Here is a 21,180-nt window from a genome sequence, read left to right as displayed (position 1 = left end):
TATATTAATTCTAAATAGTATATTTAAACAATCTATTATTTAACAAGTCGTTACTTTTGTAAAAAGTCTATTATCACATGAAAAATAAGCAAAGAATATTATTTGTACTACTGGTATTAGTTATGGGGGTTTTTGCTTCAAATGCACAATCTAGCTACAACAATACTAAAGCTATTAAAAAACTAATTGAAAAGAAGAAAGAGTATAACAAAACAAACAAAACAGGTTATAGAATTCAGTTGTATAATGGTCTTGAAAAAACTGCTAAAAGTCTTAAATATAGGTTTCAACTTGAATTCCCAAATGTAGCAACTCACTTAGGGTATGATGCACCTGAATGGAAAATTCAAGTAGGCTATTACAAAACAAGGTTAGATGCAGACAGAGCGTTGAATGAAATTCGTGAAAAGTTCTCCGGTGCTATTGTGGTACCCATGTAATTATACAATTCAAAAAAGAAGAGCAGGTTTACACCTGCTCTTCTTTTTTGGTTTCTTCTTTTTTATTCTCTGTTTCATCTTTTATAATCGATGGAAATATTGTGGGAGCAATTTTTTTTACCGGCTTATATAGTATAGACTCTTCTAAACTTTCCTGACTTACAAAAGGAAAAACATTATTCATTTTACCAAAAAAGATAAAAAGCACACTTAAAATTAAGCCTATTTTTAAAGCTCCAAAAACACCTCCTAAAATTTTATTCAAAATACCCAATGCAGCAAAGTCTGCAATTTTTGTTAAAATTTTTCCTAGCAAAGCTATCACTACTATAATTACTACAAAAGTACCTGCAAAAGCAGCTAATGAAATATATTTTTCACTCCAACTAACACTATCTTTTAACCAATCTCCAATAAAATATGAAAAATGTATAGCTCCATATACTCCTGCAACTAAGGCTACAAGAGAAGCCACCTCAACAAAAAGTCCTTTCATTAAACCTCTTACAAAGCCAAACAAGAGTAAAGCAGCAATAATTATATCAAAAGTATTCATGGGCTAAATTTAATTTAAAAACTTAATAATTTAATTTATAACACCTATAAAAGTTTACACAAATATAAGTAACTCATTTGTATCTTTGCCTTTTTGATAAAATGAGCAAAAAGGAAGATTTAAAAATAAAATGGGATACTCTGGTAAGTAAATTATCTATACAATTTGCTGACGGAGATACGTTAGATGTTGATGCTATACTATATTTAATAGGTGTGCAAGAATTAGGTAAAGGTTATCAAACTTTTAAAAAAGATGAAAAAATCAACCTAATGCATATAGCTATTTGTAAACTCCTAGAACCATATGGTTACTACGAATTTGATTACTTTGACAACGATGGTTGGCCACATTATAAAGTTATAAATGAGCTTCCTCATTTAAAACCCGGAGAACAATCTGTACTTATCAAAGAAGCTATTGTTAGCTATTTTTCTAACCTTGATTTTTTTTAACGGGTTTATTTAACTCACATTAAATTGTTTCAATTATAAAGTAAAATATATTGTTTTTCAGATAAACTGTTATATATTTACTGGGTAATTTCGTTGTTTTTTAAACCATAAGTAACGTGAAATAACAACTTTGGTACACTTCTTGAAAAGAAGATGTTAAACAACATGTTTTAAACCCTTAATAATAACTTTATCAAAACACTTATGATGAAAAAATTACTAAGTTTAGTCGTTCTCATAACATCAATTGCCAACGCCCAATATTCAATTAAAGGAACTATGACTCCTCCTGAAAAAGGAGATTGGGTAATGCTTCACAAATTGCAGGGTGTAAAGCCAAAGTATATTTCAAACACTACTATTAAGTTTGACACGATAAGTGTAGGAGCTGATTCTCAAATTTTAGGAAAATTCGCTTTTGAATTACCTAACAATGCTGAGCCCGGAGTGTACAGAGCAACATATAGAAACAAAGGTTCCGGATTTGTTGATTTTATTTTCAATAAAGAAAATGTCGAATTTATTTTCAATCCAAAATATCCGGATCAATCCATTGTTTTTACAAGTTCAAGAGAAAACAAAGTATATAGTGAATACTTAGAAGCTGTTGCTAAACTTCAAAATAAAATAAACGCACAGCAGATGGAGTATTTAAAAAATCCATCTAAAGATGTTAAAAAAGCCTATAAAAAGGAAATAGATGAGCTTGAAAAACTTCAGGAAAATTATGAAAATAAATCTGAAGGTATGTTAGCTAATAATTTTATTAAGGCTTCTAAACGTTATAACTCTTCTAGTATAATAGATAATATGGAAGAGTATGTAGCTGAAACTGTTAACAACTTCTTTAAGTTTGTTGATTTTGACAATGAAGCGTTATACAATTCTTCTTTCTTGATTGACAAAGTAAACGATTTTGTTTTTTACCTAAATTATTCAGATGACCAGGTTACTCAACAAAAACTACATAAAGAGTCTATTGAAAAAGCAATGAAAGCAATTACCAATAAAAAGGTAAAAAAAGAAATCATTGAGTTTTTAGCTACTTCTTTTACAGATAAGAGAAACTCTGAAATAGTTGATTGGTTATTTAGCGAATATTATGATAAACTTTCAAACAAAGATGATGAGTTTAAGCAGAAAAAATTAGATCAGTTAAGCGTGTCTGTTGGTAGAGAAGCTCCGGATTTTTCATGGAAAGAAGGTGATGAAGAATTAAAATTATCAGAATTAAGTGATGGTGAAAATTATCTTTTAATTTTCTGGAGTACCGGATGCCCTCACTGTACCAGAGAAATTCCTGAAGTTCATGAATTCATGAAAGAGTTTCCAAACACTTCTGTAATTAGTTTTGCTATAGAAGAAAATGAAGAAGAGTTTAACAAATTTAAAGAGAAGTTAGGTGGATGGCATAATGCAATTGGAACACATCCTGACTACAAATTTGACAACGAAGTAGTGAGAAAATATAAAATTGACGCTACACCTACTTACTTTGTATTAGATCAAAATAAAAAGATTATTGCCATTCCTAATTCAATAGACGATGTGCATAAATACTTTAAGAACAATTAAATAAATACAAAAAGCCAACATTTCTGTTGGCTTTTTTATTACTAGAAATGTAAAAAAGCATCTTCAATATGCTCTATTAATAACTTTCCATTTTTTTGAAGTATTGCTATAATGTCAAATCTTACTTCTACATCAATATCTCTTTCTTCTATATATTTATGAGCAGCCGCTACCAATAGTTTTATTTTCTTGGTATTAACAAAATCTTCCGGGTTTCCATAATAATCTGTAGATCTTGTTTTAACCTCAACAACTACAAGCGTATCTTCTTTTTGAGCAATGATATCAATCTCGGCTTTTTGATATCGATAATTTGTTTCAAGAATTCGATATCCTTTTTGGACTAAAAATCCTTTAGCTTGTTCTTCTCCTTTTTTTCCTAGTTCATTATGTTGTGCCATTGGTTCATCTTTATTTCATAGCTTTTTAATATAAAGCAAATAGTTACTTAAATTGTAAAGTAGACCTCCCTATAGTTTGTATAGACAGTTTTACATCTCTTCCCATAATTAAAGCCCTATTATCAGGTTCGTGACCGGCCGGAAAATTAAACATTACAGGAATGTTTTTAGGAAGCACTTCTAAAATTAATTGTTCAATAGAACTTCCCCAAGGAGTCGTATTCTTTTTAATTTTAGTCATATCTCCTACTACAACTGCTTTTACTTTGGCAAAATAACCTGCTCGTTTTAAACTTTGTAACATTCTATCAATCGAATATTTATATTCGCCTATTTCTTCAACAAACAACACTTTACCTGCGATAGAAATTTGACTATTAGACCCCAGCATTGACGTAAGTATAGCAATGTTTCCTCCTACTAACTCACCTTCAACCTTACCCTCTCTGTTATATTTTGAAGATAGTATTGAATACAATAAGTTTTCTCCAAACAATGCTTTTCTAAAGGTTTCAATGGTTTCAGCAATTTCTTCCGGTTTATCTTGCATGCTGGTACCCATCATAGCGTGTAGTGTTTCTATACCTAAATTATGAATATGATTGTGGAAAGCTGTAATGTCAGAATAACCTATAATCCATTTAGGATGTTTTTTAAATTGTGTAAAATCCAGTTTATCTAAAATTCGCACAGAACCATACCCTCCTCTTGCACTCCAAATAGCTTTGACACTTGGATTATCTAATGCTTCCTGGAAATCTTGACAACGTTCATCATCAGTACCTGCAAAATGGTGATTCTGATTAAACAAATGTTTTCCATACACTACTTTGAGTCCCCAACTTTCAGCTAAAGCTTTCGCTTTATCAATTATCTCTTTTCTATTCTTTAAAATTCCTGCCGGAGCTACAATAGCTATTGTATCACCTTTAGTAAGATACGGTGGAGTTATTAACTTCATATGTGAATTTTGTCCATTAACTTTTAAACCTATAAATATCAGCAGTAAACAATAAAACTTCTTTCTCATATTTTATGATTGTTTAGATAGTAAAAGTACTTTTTTTAAATAGATTCCGCCAGTATTACACCATTCATGTTTTGCTAACACTTCTTGAGGAGGCTTTATTGATGATTGCATGAAGCCAAACTTACCATAAAAGTTTTTCAAATTTTCAAACGGCAAACACCAAATAACGGCATTTGAATATGGATTATTAATACATAAAAAACTTACAATAGCTTCTGCAATCCCTAACCCTCTATATGAATTAAAAACGTAAATACCTCCTAGTTCCGTATGATGTTTATTAATTTTCACCAATCTTCCTAACCCACATTTCTTTCCTTCTATTTCAGCAATAACAATATATTCATTATTAAATTCAGACGGTTTAAAAGCTATCTCTGCATACTGTTTATTAATCCAATTTATCTCCTCTTCAACAGCTTGCCTAACCTTAATTTTACTACTCATAAAAATACTATCTCATTAATTACTAAATAATAGTTGAATAAAATGTACAAAAAACACTTGAAAGTACATGGATAAACACCACTTAATAAGTAAATGTATTTATTTCTACTCTTAGAAAAACTGCTTTTTTGTACTTTTGCGCTTTAATTTTTAGCGTAAGATACATGAATACACCAAAAAGATATACAATTACAGCAGCATTACCTTATACAAACGGTCCCATTCATATTGGTCATTTGGCCGGAGTATATGTTCCCGGAGATATTTATGCGCGTTATTTACGTGCTACCGGTAAAGATGTGGCTTATATATGCGGATCAGATGAACATGGAGTAGCTATACCTATGCGCGCTAAAAAAGAAGGAGTTTCTCCACAAGATATTATTGATAAATACCACGGAATTATCAAAAAATCGTTTGAAGATTTTGGTATTTCTTTTGATAACTACTCACGTACCTCAGCTGAAATTCATCATAAAACAGCTTCAGAGTTCTTTAAAAAACTTTATGAAGATGGTGAATTTATCGAGGAAGTTACGCAACAATTGTATGACGAACAGGCAAATCAGTTTTTAGCGGATCGTTTTGTGGTTGGTACGTGTCCTAAATGTGGAAACGAAGAGAGTTATGGTGATCAGTGTGAAAAATGTGGTACCAGCCATAATGCTACCGATTTAATCAATCCTAAATCGGCTATTACCGGAAATGTTCCTACTTTAAAAGAAACAAAACATTGGTTTTTACCTTTAGATAAACATGAAGCCTTTTTAAAAGAATGGATTTTAGAAGGACATAAAAATGATTGGAAGCCTAATGTACTAGGGCAAGTAAAATCATGGATAGATGACGGGTTACGCCCTCGTGCCGTTACCCGTGACTTAGATTGGGGGATTCCGGTACCAGTTGAAGGAGCAGAAGGAAAAGTATTATATGTGTGGTTTGATGCTCCAATCGGTTATATTTCGTCTACCAAAGAATGGGCAGAACGTGAAGGTAAAAACTGGGAAGATTACTGGAAAAAAGACGATACTAAATTAGTACACTTTATAGGGAAAGATAATATAGTATTTCACTGTATCGTATTTCCTGCCATGTTAAAAGCCCACGGAAGTTATATTTTACCGGAAAATGTACCGGCAAACGAGTTTTTAAATTTAGAAGGTAATAAACTATCAACCTCTAAAAACTGGGCTGTTTGGTTACATGAATATTTAGAGGAGTTTCCTAACCAACAAGATGTATTGCGTTATACGTTGACAGCAAATGCTCCTGAAAATAAAGACAATGATTTTACATGGAAAGATTTTCAGGCTAAAAACAACAACGAATTGGTTGCCATTTTTGGTAACTTTATTAATCGTGTAGTCGTTTTAACCAACAAATATTACGATGGACAAGTACCTCCTGCGGGTGAATTTTCTGAAGCTGATGAAAATGCCTTAGAACAATTAAAGCAGTTTCCGGATGTGATAGCAAAATCTATTGAACGTTATCGTTTTAGAGAAGCCTCACAAGAGCTAATGAATTTAGCTCGTTTAGGAAACAAGTATTTAGCAGATGAAGAGCCTTGGAAAGTTATTAAAGAAGATGAAGAGCGTGTAAAAACCATTATGAACGTAGCTATACAAATTGCTGCAGGATTAGCGGTTTTATCTGAACCTTTTTTACCTTTTACAGCCTCTAAATTACAATCAATTTTAGCTATTGACACTTCATTAACATGGAATGATATTGCTGAAAAAGAGGTTCTTTTAGCTTCAAACCATCAAATAAATAAAGCGGAGTTATTATTTAGTAAAATTGAAGACGCTACCATTCAAACGCAGTTAGATAAGTTAGAAGCCACTAAAAAGGCCAATGAAGCAGAAAACAAAGTAGTAGAACCTCAAAAAGAGACTATTGAGTTTGACGACTTTTCTAAAATGGACATAAGAGTGGGTACTATTATTGAAGCTGAAAAAGTAGCGAAAGCTAAAAAATTATTAAAGCTTAAAATAGATGTTGGTCTGGATGTTCGTACCATTGTTTCCGGTATTGCAGAAAGCTTTAAACCAGAAGATATTATAGGGCAACAAGTAACTGTTTTATGTAACTTGGCACCGAGAAAAATTCGTGGTGTAGAAAGCCAAGGAATGATTTTAATGACAGATACTCCTGATGGTAAACTAGCATTTATGGAACCTAAAGGAACTGTTAACAACGGATCTCAAGTGTGCTAAAAATAGCTTATCACGAACTCTACAATCATCCGTTACCTGACAACCACAGGTTTCCGATGCTTAAATATGATTTATTGCCTCAACAATTGCTTCATGAAGGAACTTGTGTTGAGGCAAATTTCTTTACTCCTGAAATTCCTAATAACAAGCATTTTTTTAGCGTTCATACTCCGGAGTATTTTTTTGATTTGCTCAATATTACCCTTTCTAAAAAAGAGGAACGTAAAATAGGTTTTCCTTTAACAGAGCAATTGGTTGCCAGAGAAATGATTATTGCAGACGGCACTATGAAAGCGGTACATTACGCTTTTGAACATGGTATTGCCATGAACATAGCCGGAGGTACTCACCACGCTTTTACCAATAGCGGCGAGGGCTTTTGTTTGTTAAATGACCAAGCGGTTGCCGCTCGTTATGCTCAGCAACAAAAACTGGCTAACAAAATTCTCATAATAGATTTAGATGTACATCAGGGTAACGGAACGGCTGAAATTTTTAGAGAGGACACTTCCGTGTTTACCTTTTCTATGCACGGAAAAACAAATTATCCGTTTCATAAAGAACAATCTGATGTAGATATTGCTTTAGAAAACGGAACTGAGGACACAGAATACCTCAGTCTTTTAAAAAGTACTTTACCTAAACTTATGAAAACCCACCAACCTGAGCTTGTTTTTTACCAATGTGGTGTAGATATTTTGGCTAGCGATACATTAGGAAAATTGAACATTTCTTTAGAAGGTTGTAAGGAACGAGATCGTTTTGTACTACAAACCTGTCGTGATGCTTGTATTCCTGTAGTTTGCAGTATGGGTGGCGGCTATTCCAAAGATTTAAAAATTATTGTAGAGGCTCATGCTAATACCTTTCGCTTGGCGCAGGAGATTTATTTCTAACACAAAAACGACCTGTTACATGTTAAAAAAAATGCTATTTATTCTTTTTTGGATATTCAACATCACTAAAATTACTTCTCAAACAGAAGTTGCGAATTTTCAACTTGATTTAAAAACAAACACGTCTTTAATTCTACGATCCTTTTCTATTTTCAATGATTATAATGGTAAAACGGCAACTTTTATCATGGAAAAGAAAAGAGCTTATATCTATTTATTAAACAAAAATCTTGAAGTAGAAGCAAAATCAGAAATTGAAAATCTTAAAAAAAGATATGTTCATATAGTAGGGAACCTTTTTGATGATAAGGACAACTATACTTTAGTACTAAGTAATGAAACCAAATCTAAATTTGCCAGTATTCATTTTAATTTGTCATCAGGTAAAATTAGTTATGAGGAGGACACCTATAATTTTAAGAACCATCTATTTCTTCAAAACCTCCTTTTTGCTAATGAAAATCACTTGCTTTTTTACGATACCAAAAGTTCAAATATCATAGCTCGAACTTATCGTATTGGAAAGCCTTGTAACAATTCTATCTTTAAAATAAGTAAAGAAACATTTTACGCTAATGAAAAAAAAGAAATAGCTCTTAAAGAACTCTTAGCAGACTATTCAAATCCAAATTTTAGAGATATAAAAAATCTTGAATATGAGTTAACAAAAATCAGTGAAACTCCACTTATTACTACCTCCACGCCACAACCTTTCCCTTCCAAAAGGATGGTGGTATTACCTACTTCTATAGAACTTGCCTCAAAACTTAACAAAATTTATATTTCAGGTGATTCTGCCATAATTACTTTAGATAAAAACAAGTTTTTTACCCAAATACTCACACTAAACTTAAAGAATAATAGCTATCATCTTCAGAAAATAAAAAAGCCTTTATTTAAAGAAAAGGCTATGTTAAAAGCCTCTAATTCTTTTATTAACGACCATTTTATTTTCTTAATTGCTTCTTCTAATGACAGTCTATCCATTCATATACGTGATTTAAAAACGAAAAGAATAGTAAAGAAATTTGAGGCAAGTGCAAATGACCAATCAATTGATTTTATAAATACTTCTTTTAAGCAGAAAGGTGGAGCGTTTGATGAAACCAGGACTATTACCGGAACACATAACTTTTTAAGAAAAATTACCCAAAGTAATATTGGTATTTCAATCTTAAAAAACAGTAATAGTTCTCAAATGACCATAGGAAGTCACAAACAAGCTTTGAAAGGTATTTCTACCATTTACCTAGCCTCCGGACTCTCTCATGCTGTTTCTTCTAAGCAGGGGAATTTCCAAATAAGTTTTTCTAATCTCAACAACTCTTTTAGCAGCTATTTCACCACTAAATCTATTCAATCTCAAGCTATTTTAGATAAAGACTTTAACTATATAACAGACACCATTCCAACCAATGTATTTGACGAAATCACCTCTTTTTTAATGCCTCCTGAAATTAACGAGGATGGGGTTTATTTCGAAAAAGATCAATTTTCCCCCGAAAAAACAGCCATTGATGTGGTAAAAATTAATAACCAAATTATGTTAGGCTACTTTATTGCCCCAACAAAGACATACCACTTTGTTAGCTTTTAAAAAGAAATCTCCTAAATACAAGACCCGCCTGTAAAACACCTCCAATTTTCTTTCCAGGACCCCAATGCACACGTGCAACAAGGGTCTGTAAGCATTAAAATTGGCATTACACACGTGCAACAGGGTCTGAAATAGAACAGAGGGCTGTTGCACACGTGTTTCAAGGAATTTGAGGTCTAAGATGCGAACGCTCCGATACGAATACACGGAGTCTTATAAAAGAATAAGAACCTTATTTTCAAGTACACATCAATCCTATTTTAAACAAGACGGCTTTATGACAAATTGATAAGAAACCAAAGCTAGCCAATTCCTATTCCTTGAAAACTATCATCAGCTGGTTTTAATACAAGTTCAACCCATAAAAAAAGAGGTCTATACCTCTTTATTACACATTTTTCATCCACCCAACAATACTTAAACGCGGTTTGGTTAAAGCTACTTTTACCTCATGTTCGATTACATCGCTTTTAAAAAAAGCAACTCTTCCTCCTATTGGTAAAATAATTTCTGTTTGTTGTTGAGTATATAGTACCAACTCTCCTCCATCATTAAACTGCCAATTATCATTCAAATACATTACAAAAGAAAACAAACGTCCGTTATCATTTTTAAACTGATCTACGTGTCGTTTATAAAAACTCCCAACATCGTAATATGCATAATGAAATTCAAAAGCATTAATACTGGTATAACATGTTTTGTTGAGATACTCTACAAACTCGTTCATTTTTTGAATAAAAAGCCTCTCTGTTACATTCTCAGATTTTTCATCTATCCAACAAATAACATCTCTTCTTATTTCTTTGTCTTTCGTATATTCTGAATCTTTTCCTATTCCTGCTCTGTACATAATACCCTCTTCATAGTTGTTCAGTAAATTTTTCCGAAGTTCCTCAATAATATCGGCAGAAAAAAAGTTGTCGCAAATTCCAAATTCATTGGATATTAAACCAGTAATCAATCGTTCATACTGTTGTTCATGTAATTCATTTACAATTGTTTGCATTAATAAATTTACTATTAGACCAACCGCGAAAGGTAATTGAAAAACATATAGATTGTACACCCCCAATTAAAAATTTATCTTTGTTTTATTTTATGAATATATTAGTCTATATACAATCTCACACCAACCTATCTTCCACATCAATTGAAAACACAATTGAACTGTTAAATGAAGATTGTACCGTTCCGTTTATTGCACGTTACCGAAAAGAAAAAACAGGAAACTTAGATGAAGTGCAAATAGGTGAAATTTTGCAATTAAAAGATCAGTTTGAGGCTCTTGAAAAAAGAAAGGCGACTATTATAAAAGCCATTGAAGAACAAGATGCCTTAACAAATGAGCTGCAAACTATATTAGAAAAAGCTACTACACTTACTCAACTTGAAGATATATATCTACCTTATAAGAAAAAGCGTAAAACCAAGGCAGAAACGGCTCGTAAAAATGGTTTAGAACCTTTGGCTAAAATTATTATGAGTCAACGTTCTGACGATTTAGATTTTGTGGCTCAAAAATATACTAACACTAATGTTCCATCAGTTGAAGATGCTCTGGAAGGAGCTCGTCATATTATTGCTGAATGGATTAATGAACGTAGTGATGTACGTAATTTAATCCGAAGAGAACTCGAACGCTTTTCAACCATTAACACCAAAGTTATTAAAGACAAAAAAGATGCTGATGACGCTCAGAAATACAAAGATTATTTTGATTGGTCTGAAAATTTAAATCGTATTCCTTCTCATAGAATGCTAGCCATTTTACGTGCAGAAAAAGAAGGATTTATTCGAATAAAAATAGAAATTGATGAAGATAGTGTACTACAAAAAATAGACACTAAAATCATCAAAGCAAATAATGAATGTGGGGTAGAAATTCAATTAGCTATTGATGATGCTTATAAACGTTTATTACTTCCGTCATTAACTACGGAAGCAATGAACAGTGCTAAAGAAAAAGCAGATGAGGCAGCCATTAAAGTATTTGCCAAAAACCTACAACAACTTTTACTAGGCTCTCCCTTAGGTGAAAAACGAATCTTAGCTATTGATCCTGGCTACAGAACGGGTTGTAAAGTGGTTTGTTTAAATGCGCAGGGAGATGTTTTGCATTATGAAACCATTTTTCCTCATGCTCCGCAAAACAAATCTTCTGAAGCTTCTTATACCTTAGAGCATTTAGTAAAAAAATATCAAATAGAAGCTATTTCTATTGGTAACGGAACTGCCTCTAGAGAGACTGAACAATTAGTTAAAAAAACTTCGTTTAGTACTCCTGTTGAAGTTTTTGTAGTAAGTGAGGCCGGTGCTTCTATTTATTCGGCTTCTAAAATTGCTCGTGATGAATTTCCTGATTATGATGTCACCGTTAGAGGTGCTGTTTCAATCGGTCGTAGGTTAGCTGACCCGTTAGCAGAATTGGTAAAGATAGATGCTAAATCTATTGGTGTTGGGCAATATCAGCATGATGTAGATCAATCTAAATTAAAACAATCTTTAGATACCGTAGTAGAACACTGCGTAAATAAAGTAGGAGTAAATATTAATACCGCCAGTGCATCTCTATTAAGTTATGTGTCGGGCATTGGTCCTAAATTAGCGGAAAACATTGTTAGTTACCGAAATGAAAACGGTCCTTTTTCTAACAGAACCGCCATTAAAAAAGTACCTCGTTTAGGAGGGAAAGCTTTTGAACAATCTGCCGGATTTTTACGTATTAAAAACGGGAGTAATCCGTTAGATAACTCTGCCGTACATCCTGAACGATACGATTTAGTAAAACAAATGGCTAAAGATGCAGGTAAAAAAGTAGATGATTTAATAGGAAATACGTCAATACTAAAACAAATCAGACTTCAACAATATGTAACTGATTCTTATGGATTACCTACCCTACAAGATATTGTAAAAGAGCTAGAAAAACCAGGATTAGACCCTCGCTCAACTGCTAAAGCATTTAGTTTTAATGAGCATATTAAAACTATTGATGATGTAAAAATCGGTATGGTTCTTCCGGGTATTGTGAATAACATTACCAATTTTGGTTGTTTTGTAGATATAGGAATTAAAGAAAGTGGATTGGTTCATGTATCTAACCTTTCTAATGCTTATGTACAAGATATTAATGAGCATGTAAGTCTACATCAACACGTGCAAGTAAAAGTATTAGAAGTAGATACTACTAGAAAGCGCATTCAACTAAGCATGAACTTCAAAGATATTTAAACAAAAAATATTTTCATTAGAGATACTGGCATAATTGCGTAGTTTTTGTTAACTTAATCACACAAAAAACTCAATGCCAGCATCTTATTTTAAGATGTTTAAAAGTATTTTTTCATGGTATGATTTAAGCCCTCAAATATGGATGAAAATAAAATACGAGTTTTAGAAGAATCACTTGCCAATGAAAGGATGGCTCGTAAAAAAACTGAGGAAGTTCTAAAGCAAAAGTCGTTAGATTTAGAGTATAAGAATGAAGAATTAGAAGCAACAAAATTAAGTCTTTCAAAAATTGTTAATGAAAAACAAATTGAGCTAAACAATTTGTTTAAAACCATTATAGATCCGTACATTCTTATGGATTTGTATGGTAACGTTATAAAAATGAATCAGGCTTCTATTGATTTTTTTGGCGTTGATAATAAAGAAGAGCCTTTTAATGTAATGACTACTGTTCATGAAGATGATGTTGAATATACTAGAGATGCTTTTCAAAAATTCCTGGAAAAAGGAAGCTTCAGAAATTTTCAGGCGCGCCTTTTTAACAAACAAAAAGAGCTTAAATGGGTTGATATCAATTGCAATGTCATATATGATACCGATGGTAACCCTACACTTGCTCAAGGTATTATTAGAGATATTACAAATCAAAAAAAGCAACAGCAAGTTTTTAATGAACAAAAAAATCAACTGGATGTAATTGTTGAAAATTCTTCTTTAGGAATTGTATTAACTAAAAACGGTAAAATATTAAAAAGTAATACTGCCTTTCAGAATTTATTGAATTACACAGAAGAAGAGTTGCTTTTACTTACAGTTGCTGATTTATCTTTAAAAGAAGATAGGAAAAGGTCTTATAAGTACATGCAAAAACTTGATAAGGGTAAAATAAATCAATTTTCAATTATTAAAAGATATCGTACTAAACACGGTAAAATAATTTGGGCTAAAACTAATGTGTCCGGAATTAAAACAAACCATAAAAATATTGACTATCAGGTAGCTCTTATTGAAGATATTACTGAAGAACTCCATAATCAGTCTTTATTAAAAGCACTTAACCGATTAATGTCTTCTATTTTAGGAAAAACGAACATTAATGATATCGCTTGGGAAATAACAGCTAACTCGGCTAATCTTTTAAATTTTGAAAATTGCTCGCTTTACCTCATCAATTATAAAACGGATAAATTACAGCAAATAGCCTCTTATAAAGAGAACAAAAAAGAGGTTATAACTATTAATGAAACAGTTGCCAACCATTTAATTGAAACCGGAAAATCTGAAATTATAGATGATATTTCAAAAGACAGCAGATACCTGAAAAATGATGCTTATTTATCCGAAATTTTAATTCCTATTATTGCTAGTAATGAAGTAATTGGTATTATTTATTCTAAACATTCTAACAAAAACTTTTTTACAGACCATCATTTAAGAACACTTAAAATTATAGCTAACCTTGCGGCCACTCAATTAAAAAATGCTTTAAACTTGCAATTATTAGTAAAAGCTGATAAAAAAAATAAAGCCTTATTAAAAAATTTACGACAAAGTAATAAAGAGCTTAAAGATTTTGCACATGTAGTTTCCCATGATTTAAAGTCTCCTTTGCGAAGTATGGATGCTTTAGTTAATTGGATTCAGGAAGAAAATGCAAAGTCTCCTAATAAAGTAATTGAAGAAAATATTCAATTACTGCTCAAAAAAATTGACAAAATGGATCATCTGATTAATGGAATATTAAAATATGCCAGTATTGATCAGGTAAATTCAAGTAAACGAAGAATAGATCTCCATGAATTAGTGAAAGATTTAATAGATACTATTTATATTCCTACTCATATTACCATTCATATTTTAGACCAACTTCCTGAGCTAAATGTTGATAAATTCAGATTACATCAACTGTTTCAAAACCTGATAAGTAATGCTATTAAATATATAGATAAAGAAAAAGGTACTATTACCATTAGATGTATAGAAAAAGAGAATTTTTGGGAATTTAGTATTGAAGATAACGGGATGGGTATTCCGGAAAAATACCATCAGAAAATATTTGAAATTTTTCAAACTTTAGGGGGTAATAATGATGCTTCTACCGGTGTTGGACTGTCTATTGTAAAAAAAATTGTAGATATGTATGAGGGTAAGATATGGCTTACCTCTAAAGAAAATGTAGGAACTACTTTTTATTTTACCTTACCCAAGTAAAACAAAAGCCCCCTAAGGGAGCTTTATTTATTTGTTGTAAAAATTTCTTTTAACTGCTTAATTACATTACCATTTCCTGACACTGTAATTTCACCAATTTTATCGGCAATTTTTTCTACATATTCCATTTCCTTTAATTTAAACAACATTTCATTGTCTTCCATTAATTTAGCCGTATTTAATAAACTTCTGGTAGATGCTGTTTCTTCTCGTCTGGTAATAATATTTGCCTGTGCTTTCTTTTGTGCTACTAATACCTGATTCATAATTTCTTTCATGTCTCCGGTTAAAATAACATCTCTAATTCCGCAGTTAATCACTTTTACTCCTAAAGCATCAGCTTTTTCCTTCACCTCATTAAAAACTTCTTTAGCAATATCTTCTTTTCTTTCTAGCAATTCATCTAAGGTATAGCCTCCAATATATGTTCTTAAAATTAATTGCATGGCAATATATAATTGCTTCTCATATTCCTTATTTTCTAACAAGGCTTTCTCTATATTGATAACTTTATACTGTGTATAAAAATTAATTCTAATGGTTGCCTTATCTTTAGTTAACAATTCTTGCCCGGCAATTTCCAATTGTAACTGACGCATATCTACTTTTGCAATTTTAATGGTGGTATCATTTTTCCAATATCTATATACTCCTCCTGTCAAAGTTTTTGTATATACATCATTTACTAATAGTACGGCTTTTTCATAAGCAGCTACTTCAAAAGTTCTAATATTTTTATTTACTTCATAATTTGCGTACAACGTTGTATCAAAATCCTTACCTATTTCAATTGAACTTGTATCAACTATAGTAACTTTTCTAGCCATCAATCCTTTCCAAAACACATAACGTCCTGCGTACAATACTCTTTTAAAGTTTCCGTTTTCATATACCAACGCCAACTCAGCATCTTTTACTTCTACAACTTCTAACATTGCTGCTAATACCTCATCAACTAACAAAATTTCTAATGCTATAGAAGTATAAAAATCTTTGGTTACATCATATATTTTTACTTCTTGATTAAACCCTAACCAATAAGCTCCTTGTGTAATTACTTTTACATAATCACCATTTTTAAAAACCAATCCTACATTTCCTTGGTTAATTCTTACCCTTTTCATTGTTTTTAATTTTTAATTATACTTCTTTTATATCAATTTTTAAAATTGAACTCTTTTACTTTATAAAAGTATTGAATGTTCATGCCTATTAACATACGGAAATACTAAGTGTTTGTATAGTTACCGTTATTAGTTATCAGATGGATCATTACTCTCTAATTCTACATAATAATTGACCTGTTAACATCAAACGTATTGCTTACTTCCATTTACCATTTCAAGGTATTTTAATAAGTGTTTATTAAAAAACTCATGAAACACTCGTTACTTTTACCATTAGTTTTATAAGATAATGAGCTTACTAAAAAAACCTACGTTATGAGCGTAGTGCTCTAACCAACTGAGCTACGAAGCCTATTTTTTGGTGGCTCCGACAGGAATCGAACCTGTGCAAAAAATACAGACGTGAAAGGTCTGCGAGTTAAAGGATTCTTAGTCCTTCGCATTCAACCGCTCTGCCATCCTGAATTTCAGGAGTGGGATTCGAACCCACGAACTCTATCTATTGCTTTACCTGACTAAGCTACAAAGCTTCCTTCTTGAAGCCTTGACAGGATTCGAACCTGCGTATATAGAACAATGATTATTTTTTGGCTAACAATCAAAACCTTCAAGTCAAGTTGCACATAAAACACTTATACATTACTGCAAGGTTTTATACAATGGTGCTATACAGAAACACGCAACAAGACTTGCTTGATATTTTTATATTATATAAACTTTTTCTTTGTTACTATAACTTACGGGTTATAGTTCTTTTTCTTTGCAATCTTCCCACTTTTACGGTGTTCTTTTTCAATTACACTGCAAATATTTCAGCTTACTACGCATTGTTTTTGCGTATTAAAATTATTTTTACTTTTTCTTCATTTTTATTTTATTTCTGAATTAATCAGTAATAATTTATCACTTATCACCTTATTGATATTATGCTTTTTTACGGTCCAATTCATACTCTTTATCTCTTCTATCTATTTCAGCAAGAGGGCTTCCTTTAAAAACACGTATGTTTATAAAACCGTTTTCTTCTGTAATTAACGATTCTGATTCTTTTACCGCTCCTCTGCGCACATTACCATAATCTCCGGTTAATTTTTTGGTTGCCGGATCTACATCTCCCCACAATTTATCCGGTTTTCCATTGTCAATAGGTTCAACATAATATGTTATTCCAGTAACTTTAGAGGTTACAATAAATCTTCCTGTGTGGTCTGTTCCTTGTAAAAATCTGTTTAAAATTTCTTGTCTCATGACTTTTTCTTTTTATGGTTATTCTTCGTTTCTTTTTTCCTCTTCTTTTTAGGCATCTTTCCCCTTATTCGTTCTTCTTCTCTTTCTACATCATACATATAATCATTATTGTAGGTATGTATTTTAGCTTGTTTTAAACTTTTTAGTGCTTCTTTATACTTCTTCTCTTGCTCAAATAATTGTGCTTTAGCTACATATATAGCAGCCTTATCAGCTCCTTTTATTGTTAATGCGAATTCTATAAGCTTTCCGGCTTCTTCATAATCTTCATTCCATATTAGTACTTTAATATAGTGTGGATATACTTCAAAAGCATTCATATTATGAACCAATGCCTCAGCATATATACTTTTAGCTTTTTCATATTCTTTTAAAACTTCTGCATGTATTCTTCCTAATAACAGTAAAGCCGTACAGTTTTTTTCATCATAGGCCAAAGCATAGTTTAATGCTTCAACTGCTTCTTCTAGTTCATAAGGATATGCATCTAGTGCCTTGAATATATAATTGTTTACTAATGTTGCCATTGTTAATTTTTTAATCAAGTTGTTTTCGTAAATCGTTTTTTAACTGATTTCGTTTTGTTTTATACGATTTATTCTCTTTTTGTTGTTTGAAATCTGTTCCTTCAAATATTCTAACCGGATTTCCTCTTTGCAAACTCAAGTGGTTTTCCCAATGCGTTTTTTCCGTATTCTTAAGCTGCTCTAAATATTGCTCTGCTATTTTCTCTTTTAAGCGTTCTACAGCTATTTTTTTATTTTGATGTTGTGAACGACTTTCACTCACCAACACCTGTATTCTCGTAGGTATGTGTTTTGCTCTTATAGCCGAACTTACTTTGTTTACATGCTGTCCGCCTGGTCCGGAACTTCTGATCGCTTGGAATTCAATATCTGCTTCTTTTAACTTCTGTTCTTTTACATCGGTTATCTCAAAACAACCAATAAACCAATTTTTTCGTTTATGGTATTTTCTGAATGTAGAAGTTCCTAACCACTGAATAGTTCCTAACCAATTTTGTAAAAAAGTCTCTAGTTTTAAACCTTCCAGTCGGATTAATACTGATTGCACTGTGCCATTTTCTGTTCCGTTTTCCTTTTGAACAATTTCATACAAACATTGTTGTTTTTGTACTTCTTGTATAAATATTTTTAATACTTTGGCTACAACCCACGCACATTCTGCCGGGCCTTTGGCCGCTGTAAATTGTATTAATTTGGTATCCATTTTAATTTTACTTTATATTCCCTAATTTATTAATTGCGTTAGGGATTGAGGTATTTGTTGGAGCTCCTCAGAGAGAGCGACTACCGAAAGCCCGACCCAACGGGGGAACGCCCAACAAATACTTTTTATTTATTTATCCATTCTCACAATTTTAGGAGTGAACATTCCTAAAACTTCTACTAATTCTTGCTGATTAGCCATTACTTTTTTAATGTTTTTATACGCCATAGGAGCTTCATCAACACCTCCGCCCAGTAAGGTAACCTCATGCATTTGTAATTGATGTTTGATATCACTTTTCGTAAATTTTTCCTTACATTTTCTTCGGGAATGTTTTCTTCCAGCCCCGTGCGAAGCAGATTGCAAACTTTCCTGATTTCCTAAGCCTCGGACAATAAACCCCGGTGCTGTCATAGAACCCGGAATAATACCTAACTGATTTTTGGCTGCAGGCGTTGCTCCTTTACGATGTACAATTTGTTCTTGACCGTTTACCACTTCTTTCCAAGCAAAATTGTGGTGATTTTCTATGTTTACGATAGCTTTACATCCTAACAACTTGCTTATACGAGCATGAATATTATCGTGACATGCCTTGGCATAATCTCCGGCTAAGTTCATGGCTAACCAGTATTCTTGTCCGTCATGCGTGTTCAAATCTAACCACGCTAAATGTTGAACATTTTTAGGCAATGGACATTGCTTACCTGCTAAATAGCTATAATGTTTAGCTATATTAGCTCCTAAAGCTCTGCTTCCGCTATGCGTTAACAATCCAACATACTCACCTACGGGCACCTTAAATTCATTATGCTCATCTGTAATTTGAACAACCCCGAACTCTACAAAATGATTACCGCTTCCAGAAGTTCCTAACTGATTATAGGCTTGCATTTTTAACTTTTTAAGCAAGGGAATTTCTTCAAATTCCGGTCGTTCAAACAATTCATGATCATGCTTTTGACGATGTGTTTCGTACATTCCAAACTTGGTATGTTCTTTTAGTATATTTTCCAACTGGTGTTGCTTACCTTTTATATAGCTCGCTTTCATTGGATAAATACTTAAACTCATACGGCAACCAATATCTAATCCTACTCCATACGGAATTACAGCATTGTCTGTTGCTAAAACTCCTCCAATGGGTAATCCATAACCTGCATGTGCATCCGGCATTAAAGCTCCGGCAGTGGCTATGGGTAATTTCAAAGCATCATATAATTGAAATTTTGCCTGTTCATCTATTTCATTTTCACCATAAATACTAAACGGAGCACGTGTGTTTCTTAACTTGTGCATTTGTACCTCAACTGGTTTTATCAATCCTTCCACTACTTTTCCCCAAATGGCATTTCCTTGAAACTTTTCAGGGTTTTGTAGTACTTCTTTAGCTTCTTCTAAAATGCGCTCTTTTTTCTCTTTTTTACGATATCTGTGTATTTGCCCTAAAGCAATATTGATACTATTATTTTGTGGAAACCCTATATTAATAAGGTCTTTCCCTTTTAATTTTTTTCCCATGATAGGTCTTCTTTTAAAAGTTGGTCAATTGTATGTTTAGTATACATATGTAATTGACATTTTATCTTTCTTCGTTGCCTTCTAAATTCGGTGTCATCGTAATACTTATAATTCTCTATCTTCTTTTTAGCTTCGTAATATCCATTTTTTAAAAGCCTGTTATTCAATAGAGCAACTTCACTTAACAATACGGGATCAATTTTTTTAGCATGTGTTATATAAGCTTTGGTATACTTAATTTTATATACTCCTTTAGGAATTCTTATATAAAATCGAAACTTAAGCTTTCTTCTTCCGTCTTGATAATAGAACGAAGTACACATGGCTTTTGCAGATTCACTTAATTTCTTGAATACTCTTTTACTTATTGTGGGAAAATTCTTGTAAATCAAATGTTCAGATACATGAGCATCCCATTTTTTATTAGCCAGTTCTTTGGTTCTCCCCCAAAACATATTTTCAACCACTTTGAAAAGCTCTTCTATAGCTTCTTTATTTTTGTAGCGTTCAATACTTTGAGTAATTTCTATTTCTTTAAACCAACCATGACGAATAGGTTTTTCTAATTTTCGATATCCAAGGTTTCTTAGCTCTGCATAAATTTCATATTGTCTTTTCAGAATACGACGTACCTCTTTTTGTCTTATAGACTTAAGATGTTCTGGTTTCAAAAAAATTGTTTATTGATTAATACCTGATTCGGAGTTTTAATCAATACTTCTCAAGTGAAGTGTATGCATAAAAAATCCGAAACGTTTAGGGCTTCGGATTACTTTGCATATATGTTAAATGTATTATTTATATGAAAAAGTAATCACGAAGCAACTGTTTTTTAGATCCTAGATCTATTTGACAGCTATAGTTGTTTTTTATTGCTTCAAACATTTTTACTTCGTTTAATAGGTTACTGCATTATTGCGGTGCAAATATGTAGGTTTTTTTTCAATTACACAAACAAAAATTTAATTTATTTTATTGATTATCAGTTAATTA

At 32.0% G+C, this 21,180-nt stretch carries 19 protein-coding genes; 8 read left to right on the top strand and 11 right to left on the bottom strand.

Going from position 1 to position 21,180, the window contains the following annotated elements; all coding sequences use genetic code 11:
* The first annotated feature begins 77 nt into the window (after nt 1–77).
* Nucleotides 78–440: an SPOR domain-containing protein gene (locus ACQY1Q_RS08400; protein WP_431004856.1), complete on the top strand. Its 363-nt coding sequence runs from the start codon at nt 78–80 to the stop codon at nt 438–440.
* 28 nt (nt 441–468) lie between these two features.
* Here ACQY1Q_RS08400 and ACQY1Q_RS08395 read toward each other — a convergent pair whose 3' ends face one another.
* On the bottom strand, nt 469–996 hold the full coding sequence (locus ACQY1Q_RS08395; RefSeq protein WP_431004855.1) for a CvpA family protein: 528 nt from the start codon (nt 994–996) through the stop codon (nt 469–471).
* A 101-nt stretch (nt 997–1,097) separates the two neighbouring features.
* Here ACQY1Q_RS08395 and ACQY1Q_RS08390 point away from each other — a divergent pair, with 101 nt between their 5' ends.
* Both ACQY1Q_RS08390 and ACQY1Q_RS08385 read left to right on the top strand, forming a co-directional pair.
* Nucleotides 1,098–1,451, top strand: a complete 354-nt coding sequence (locus ACQY1Q_RS08390) for a hypothetical protein (protein ID WP_431004854.1) — start codon at nt 1,098–1,100, stop codon at nt 1,449–1,451.
* A 207-nt stretch (nt 1,452–1,658) separates the two neighbouring features.
* A complete protein-coding gene (locus ACQY1Q_RS08385; RefSeq protein ID WP_431004853.1) occupies nt 1,659–3,026 on the top strand; it encodes a TlpA family protein disulfide reductase in 1,368 nt (455 codons plus the stop codon).
* A 41-nt stretch (nt 3,027–3,067) separates the two neighbouring features.
* Here the strand turns inward: ACQY1Q_RS08385 and ACQY1Q_RS08380 are convergent, their stop codons facing one another.
* From ACQY1Q_RS08380 to ACQY1Q_RS08370, 3 genes are read right to left on the bottom strand one after another with little or no spacing between them, the layout of a single operon-like run.
* Nucleotides 3,068–3,427, bottom strand: a complete 360-nt coding sequence (locus ACQY1Q_RS08380; protein ID WP_431004852.1) for a YraN family protein — start codon at nt 3,425–3,427, stop codon at nt 3,068–3,070.
* Between the two features lie 43 nt (nt 3,428–3,470).
* Complete coding sequence (locus tag ACQY1Q_RS08375; protein ID WP_431004851.1) at nt 3,471–4,457, bottom strand: S66 peptidase family protein; 987 nt, start codon at nt 4,455–4,457, stop codon at nt 3,471–3,473.
* 3 nt (nt 4,458–4,460) lie between these two features.
* Nucleotides 4,461–4,904, bottom strand: a complete 444-nt coding sequence (locus ACQY1Q_RS08370; protein ID WP_431004850.1) for a GNAT family N-acetyltransferase — start codon at nt 4,902–4,904, stop codon at nt 4,461–4,463.
* Between the two features lie 164 nt (nt 4,905–5,068).
* Here ACQY1Q_RS08370 and metG point away from each other — a divergent pair, with 164 nt between their 5' ends.
* Genes metG through ACQY1Q_RS08355 form a run of 3 tightly spaced genes read left to right on the top strand, consistent with a single transcriptional unit; the run spans nt 5,069 to nt 9,616 of the window.
* Nucleotides 5,069–7,123 (top strand): methionine--tRNA ligase, encoded by a 2,055-nt coding sequence (metG, locus tag ACQY1Q_RS08365; RefSeq protein ID WP_431004849.1) that lies wholly within the window; start codon nt 5,069–5,071, stop codon nt 7,121–7,123.
* A complete protein-coding gene (locus tag ACQY1Q_RS08360) occupies nt 7,117–8,019 on the top strand; it encodes a histone deacetylase family protein (protein WP_431004848.1) in 903 nt (300 codons plus the stop codon). Before metG ends, ACQY1Q_RS08360 begins: the two co-directional genes overlap by 7 nt.
* A gap of 19 nt (nt 8,020–8,038) precedes the next feature.
* Nucleotides 8,039–9,616, top strand: coding sequence for a hypothetical protein (locus tag ACQY1Q_RS08355; protein WP_431004847.1), 1,578 nt, complete (start codon nt 8,039–8,041; stop codon nt 9,614–9,616).
* Between the two features lie 388 nt (nt 9,617–10,004).
* On the opposite strand, the gene ACQY1Q_RS08350 is transcribed toward ACQY1Q_RS08355, so the two are convergent.
* The gene (locus ACQY1Q_RS08350) at nt 10,005–10,625 is read right to left on the bottom strand and encodes a 2OG-Fe(II) oxygenase (RefSeq protein WP_431004846.1); all 621 of its coding nucleotides are present in this window, start codon (nt 10,623–10,625) and stop codon (nt 10,005–10,007) included.
* 92 nt (nt 10,626–10,717) lie between these two features.
* Between ACQY1Q_RS08350 and ACQY1Q_RS08345 the strand changes: the two genes are divergently transcribed.
* Nucleotides 10,718–12,850, top strand: coding sequence for a Tex family protein (locus ACQY1Q_RS08345; protein ID WP_431004845.1), 2,133 nt, complete (start codon nt 10,718–10,720; stop codon nt 12,848–12,850).
* Between the two features lie 138 nt (nt 12,851–12,988).
* Nucleotides 12,989–15,061 (top strand): PAS domain S-box protein, encoded by a 2,073-nt coding sequence (locus tag ACQY1Q_RS08340; protein WP_431004844.1) that lies wholly within the window; start codon nt 12,989–12,991, stop codon nt 15,059–15,061.
* A 23-nt stretch (nt 15,062–15,084) separates the two neighbouring features.
* Here ACQY1Q_RS08340 and ACQY1Q_RS08335 read toward each other — a convergent pair whose 3' ends face one another.
* The 6 genes from ACQY1Q_RS08335 to ACQY1Q_RS08310 all read right to left on the bottom strand — a co-directional run bounded on the left by ACQY1Q_RS08335 (nt 15,085) and on the right by ACQY1Q_RS08310 (nt 20,858).
* Nucleotides 15,085–16,185 (bottom strand): slipin family protein, encoded by a 1,101-nt coding sequence (locus tag ACQY1Q_RS08335; RefSeq protein WP_431004843.1) that lies wholly within the window; start codon nt 16,183–16,185, stop codon nt 15,085–15,087.
* Nucleotides 16,186–17,112: 927 nt separating this feature from the next.
* Nucleotides 17,113–17,436, bottom strand: a complete 324-nt coding sequence (locus ACQY1Q_RS08330; protein WP_431004842.1) for a hypothetical protein — start codon at nt 17,434–17,436, stop codon at nt 17,113–17,115.
* Nucleotides 17,433–17,963 (bottom strand): hypothetical protein, encoded by a 531-nt coding sequence (locus tag ACQY1Q_RS08325; protein ID WP_431004841.1) that lies wholly within the window; start codon nt 17,961–17,963, stop codon nt 17,433–17,435. Before ACQY1Q_RS08325 ends, ACQY1Q_RS08330 begins: the two co-directional genes overlap by 4 nt.
* Before the next feature lie 10 nt (nt 17,964–17,973).
* Nucleotides 17,974–18,666 (bottom strand): peptide chain release factor H, encoded by a 693-nt coding sequence (prfH, locus tag ACQY1Q_RS08320; RefSeq protein ID WP_431004840.1) that lies wholly within the window; start codon nt 18,664–18,666, stop codon nt 17,974–17,976.
* Nucleotides 18,667–18,795: 129 nt separating this feature from the next.
* Complete coding sequence (locus ACQY1Q_RS08315) at nt 18,796–20,187, bottom strand: RtcB family protein (protein WP_431004839.1); 1,392 nt, start codon at nt 20,185–20,187, stop codon at nt 18,796–18,798.
* The gene (locus ACQY1Q_RS08310) at nt 20,172–20,858 is read right to left on the bottom strand and encodes a hypothetical protein (protein ID WP_431004838.1); all 687 of its coding nucleotides are present in this window, start codon (nt 20,856–20,858) and stop codon (nt 20,172–20,174) included. The genes ACQY1Q_RS08315 and ACQY1Q_RS08310 overlap by 16 nt, the downstream gene beginning before the upstream one ends.
* Between the last annotated feature and the right edge of the window lie 322 nt (nt 20,859–21,180).

The organism is Tenacibaculum sp. TC6, assembly GCF_050606265.1.
Classification (GTDB): domain Bacteria; phylum Bacteroidota; class Bacteroidia; order Flavobacteriales; family Flavobacteriaceae; genus Polaribacter.
This window is presented reverse-complemented; position numbering and strand designations above follow the sequence as displayed.

Coding starts and splice junctions, on each gene's coding strand:
- ACQY1Q_RS08325 (WP_431004841.1), bottom strand. CDS start 17,963: ATGGCAACATTAGTAAACAATTATATATTCAAGGCACTAGATGCATAT.
- ACQY1Q_RS08330 (WP_431004842.1), bottom strand. CDS start 17,436: ATGAGACAAGAAATTTTAAACAGATTTTTACAAGGAACAGACCACACA.
- ACQY1Q_RS08380 (WP_431004852.1), bottom strand. CDS start 3,427: ATGGCACAACATAATGAACTAGGAAAAAAAGGAGAAGAACAAGCTAAA.
- ACQY1Q_RS08395 (WP_431004855.1), bottom strand. CDS start 996: ATGAATACTTTTGATATAATTATTGCTGCTTTACTCTTGTTTGGCTTT.
- ACQY1Q_RS08375 (WP_431004851.1), bottom strand. CDS start 4,457: ATGAGAAAGAAGTTTTATTGTTTACTGCTGATATTTATAGGTTTAAAA.
- ACQY1Q_RS08315 (WP_431004839.1), bottom strand. CDS start 20,187: ATGGGAAAAAAATTAAAAGGGAAAGACCTTATTAATATAGGGTTTCCA.
- ACQY1Q_RS08400 (WP_431004856.1), top strand. CDS start 78: ATGAAAAATAAGCAAAGAATATTATTTGTACTACTGGTATTAGTTATG.
- metG (WP_431004849.1), top strand. CDS start 5,069: ATGAATACACCAAAAAGATATACAATTACAGCAGCATTACCTTATACA.
- ACQY1Q_RS08345 (WP_431004845.1), top strand. CDS start 10,718: ATGAATATATTAGTCTATATACAATCTCACACCAACCTATCTTCCACA.
- ACQY1Q_RS08390 (WP_431004854.1), top strand. CDS start 1,098: ATGAGCAAAAAGGAAGATTTAAAAATAAAATGGGATACTCTGGTAAGT.
- ACQY1Q_RS08355 (WP_431004847.1), top strand. CDS start 8,039: ATGTTAAAAAAAATGCTATTTATTCTTTTTTGGATATTCAACATCACT.
- ACQY1Q_RS08335 (WP_431004843.1), bottom strand. CDS start 16,185: ATGAAAAGGGTAAGAATTAACCAAGGAAATGTAGGATTGGTTTTTAAA.
- ACQY1Q_RS08350 (WP_431004846.1), bottom strand. CDS start 10,625: ATGCAAACAATTGTAAATGAATTACATGAACAACAGTATGAACGATTG.
- ACQY1Q_RS08340 (WP_431004844.1), top strand. CDS start 12,989: ATGGATGAAAATAAAATACGAGTTTTAGAAGAATCACTTGCCAATGAA.
- ACQY1Q_RS08370 (WP_431004850.1), bottom strand. CDS start 4,904: ATGAGTAGTAAAATTAAGGTTAGGCAAGCTGTTGAAGAGGAGATAAAT.
- prfH (WP_431004840.1), bottom strand. CDS start 18,666: ATGGATACCAAATTAATACAATTTACAGCGGCCAAAGGCCCGGCAGAA.
- ACQY1Q_RS08385 (WP_431004853.1), top strand. CDS start 1,659: ATGAAAAAATTACTAAGTTTAGTCGTTCTCATAACATCAATTGCCAAC.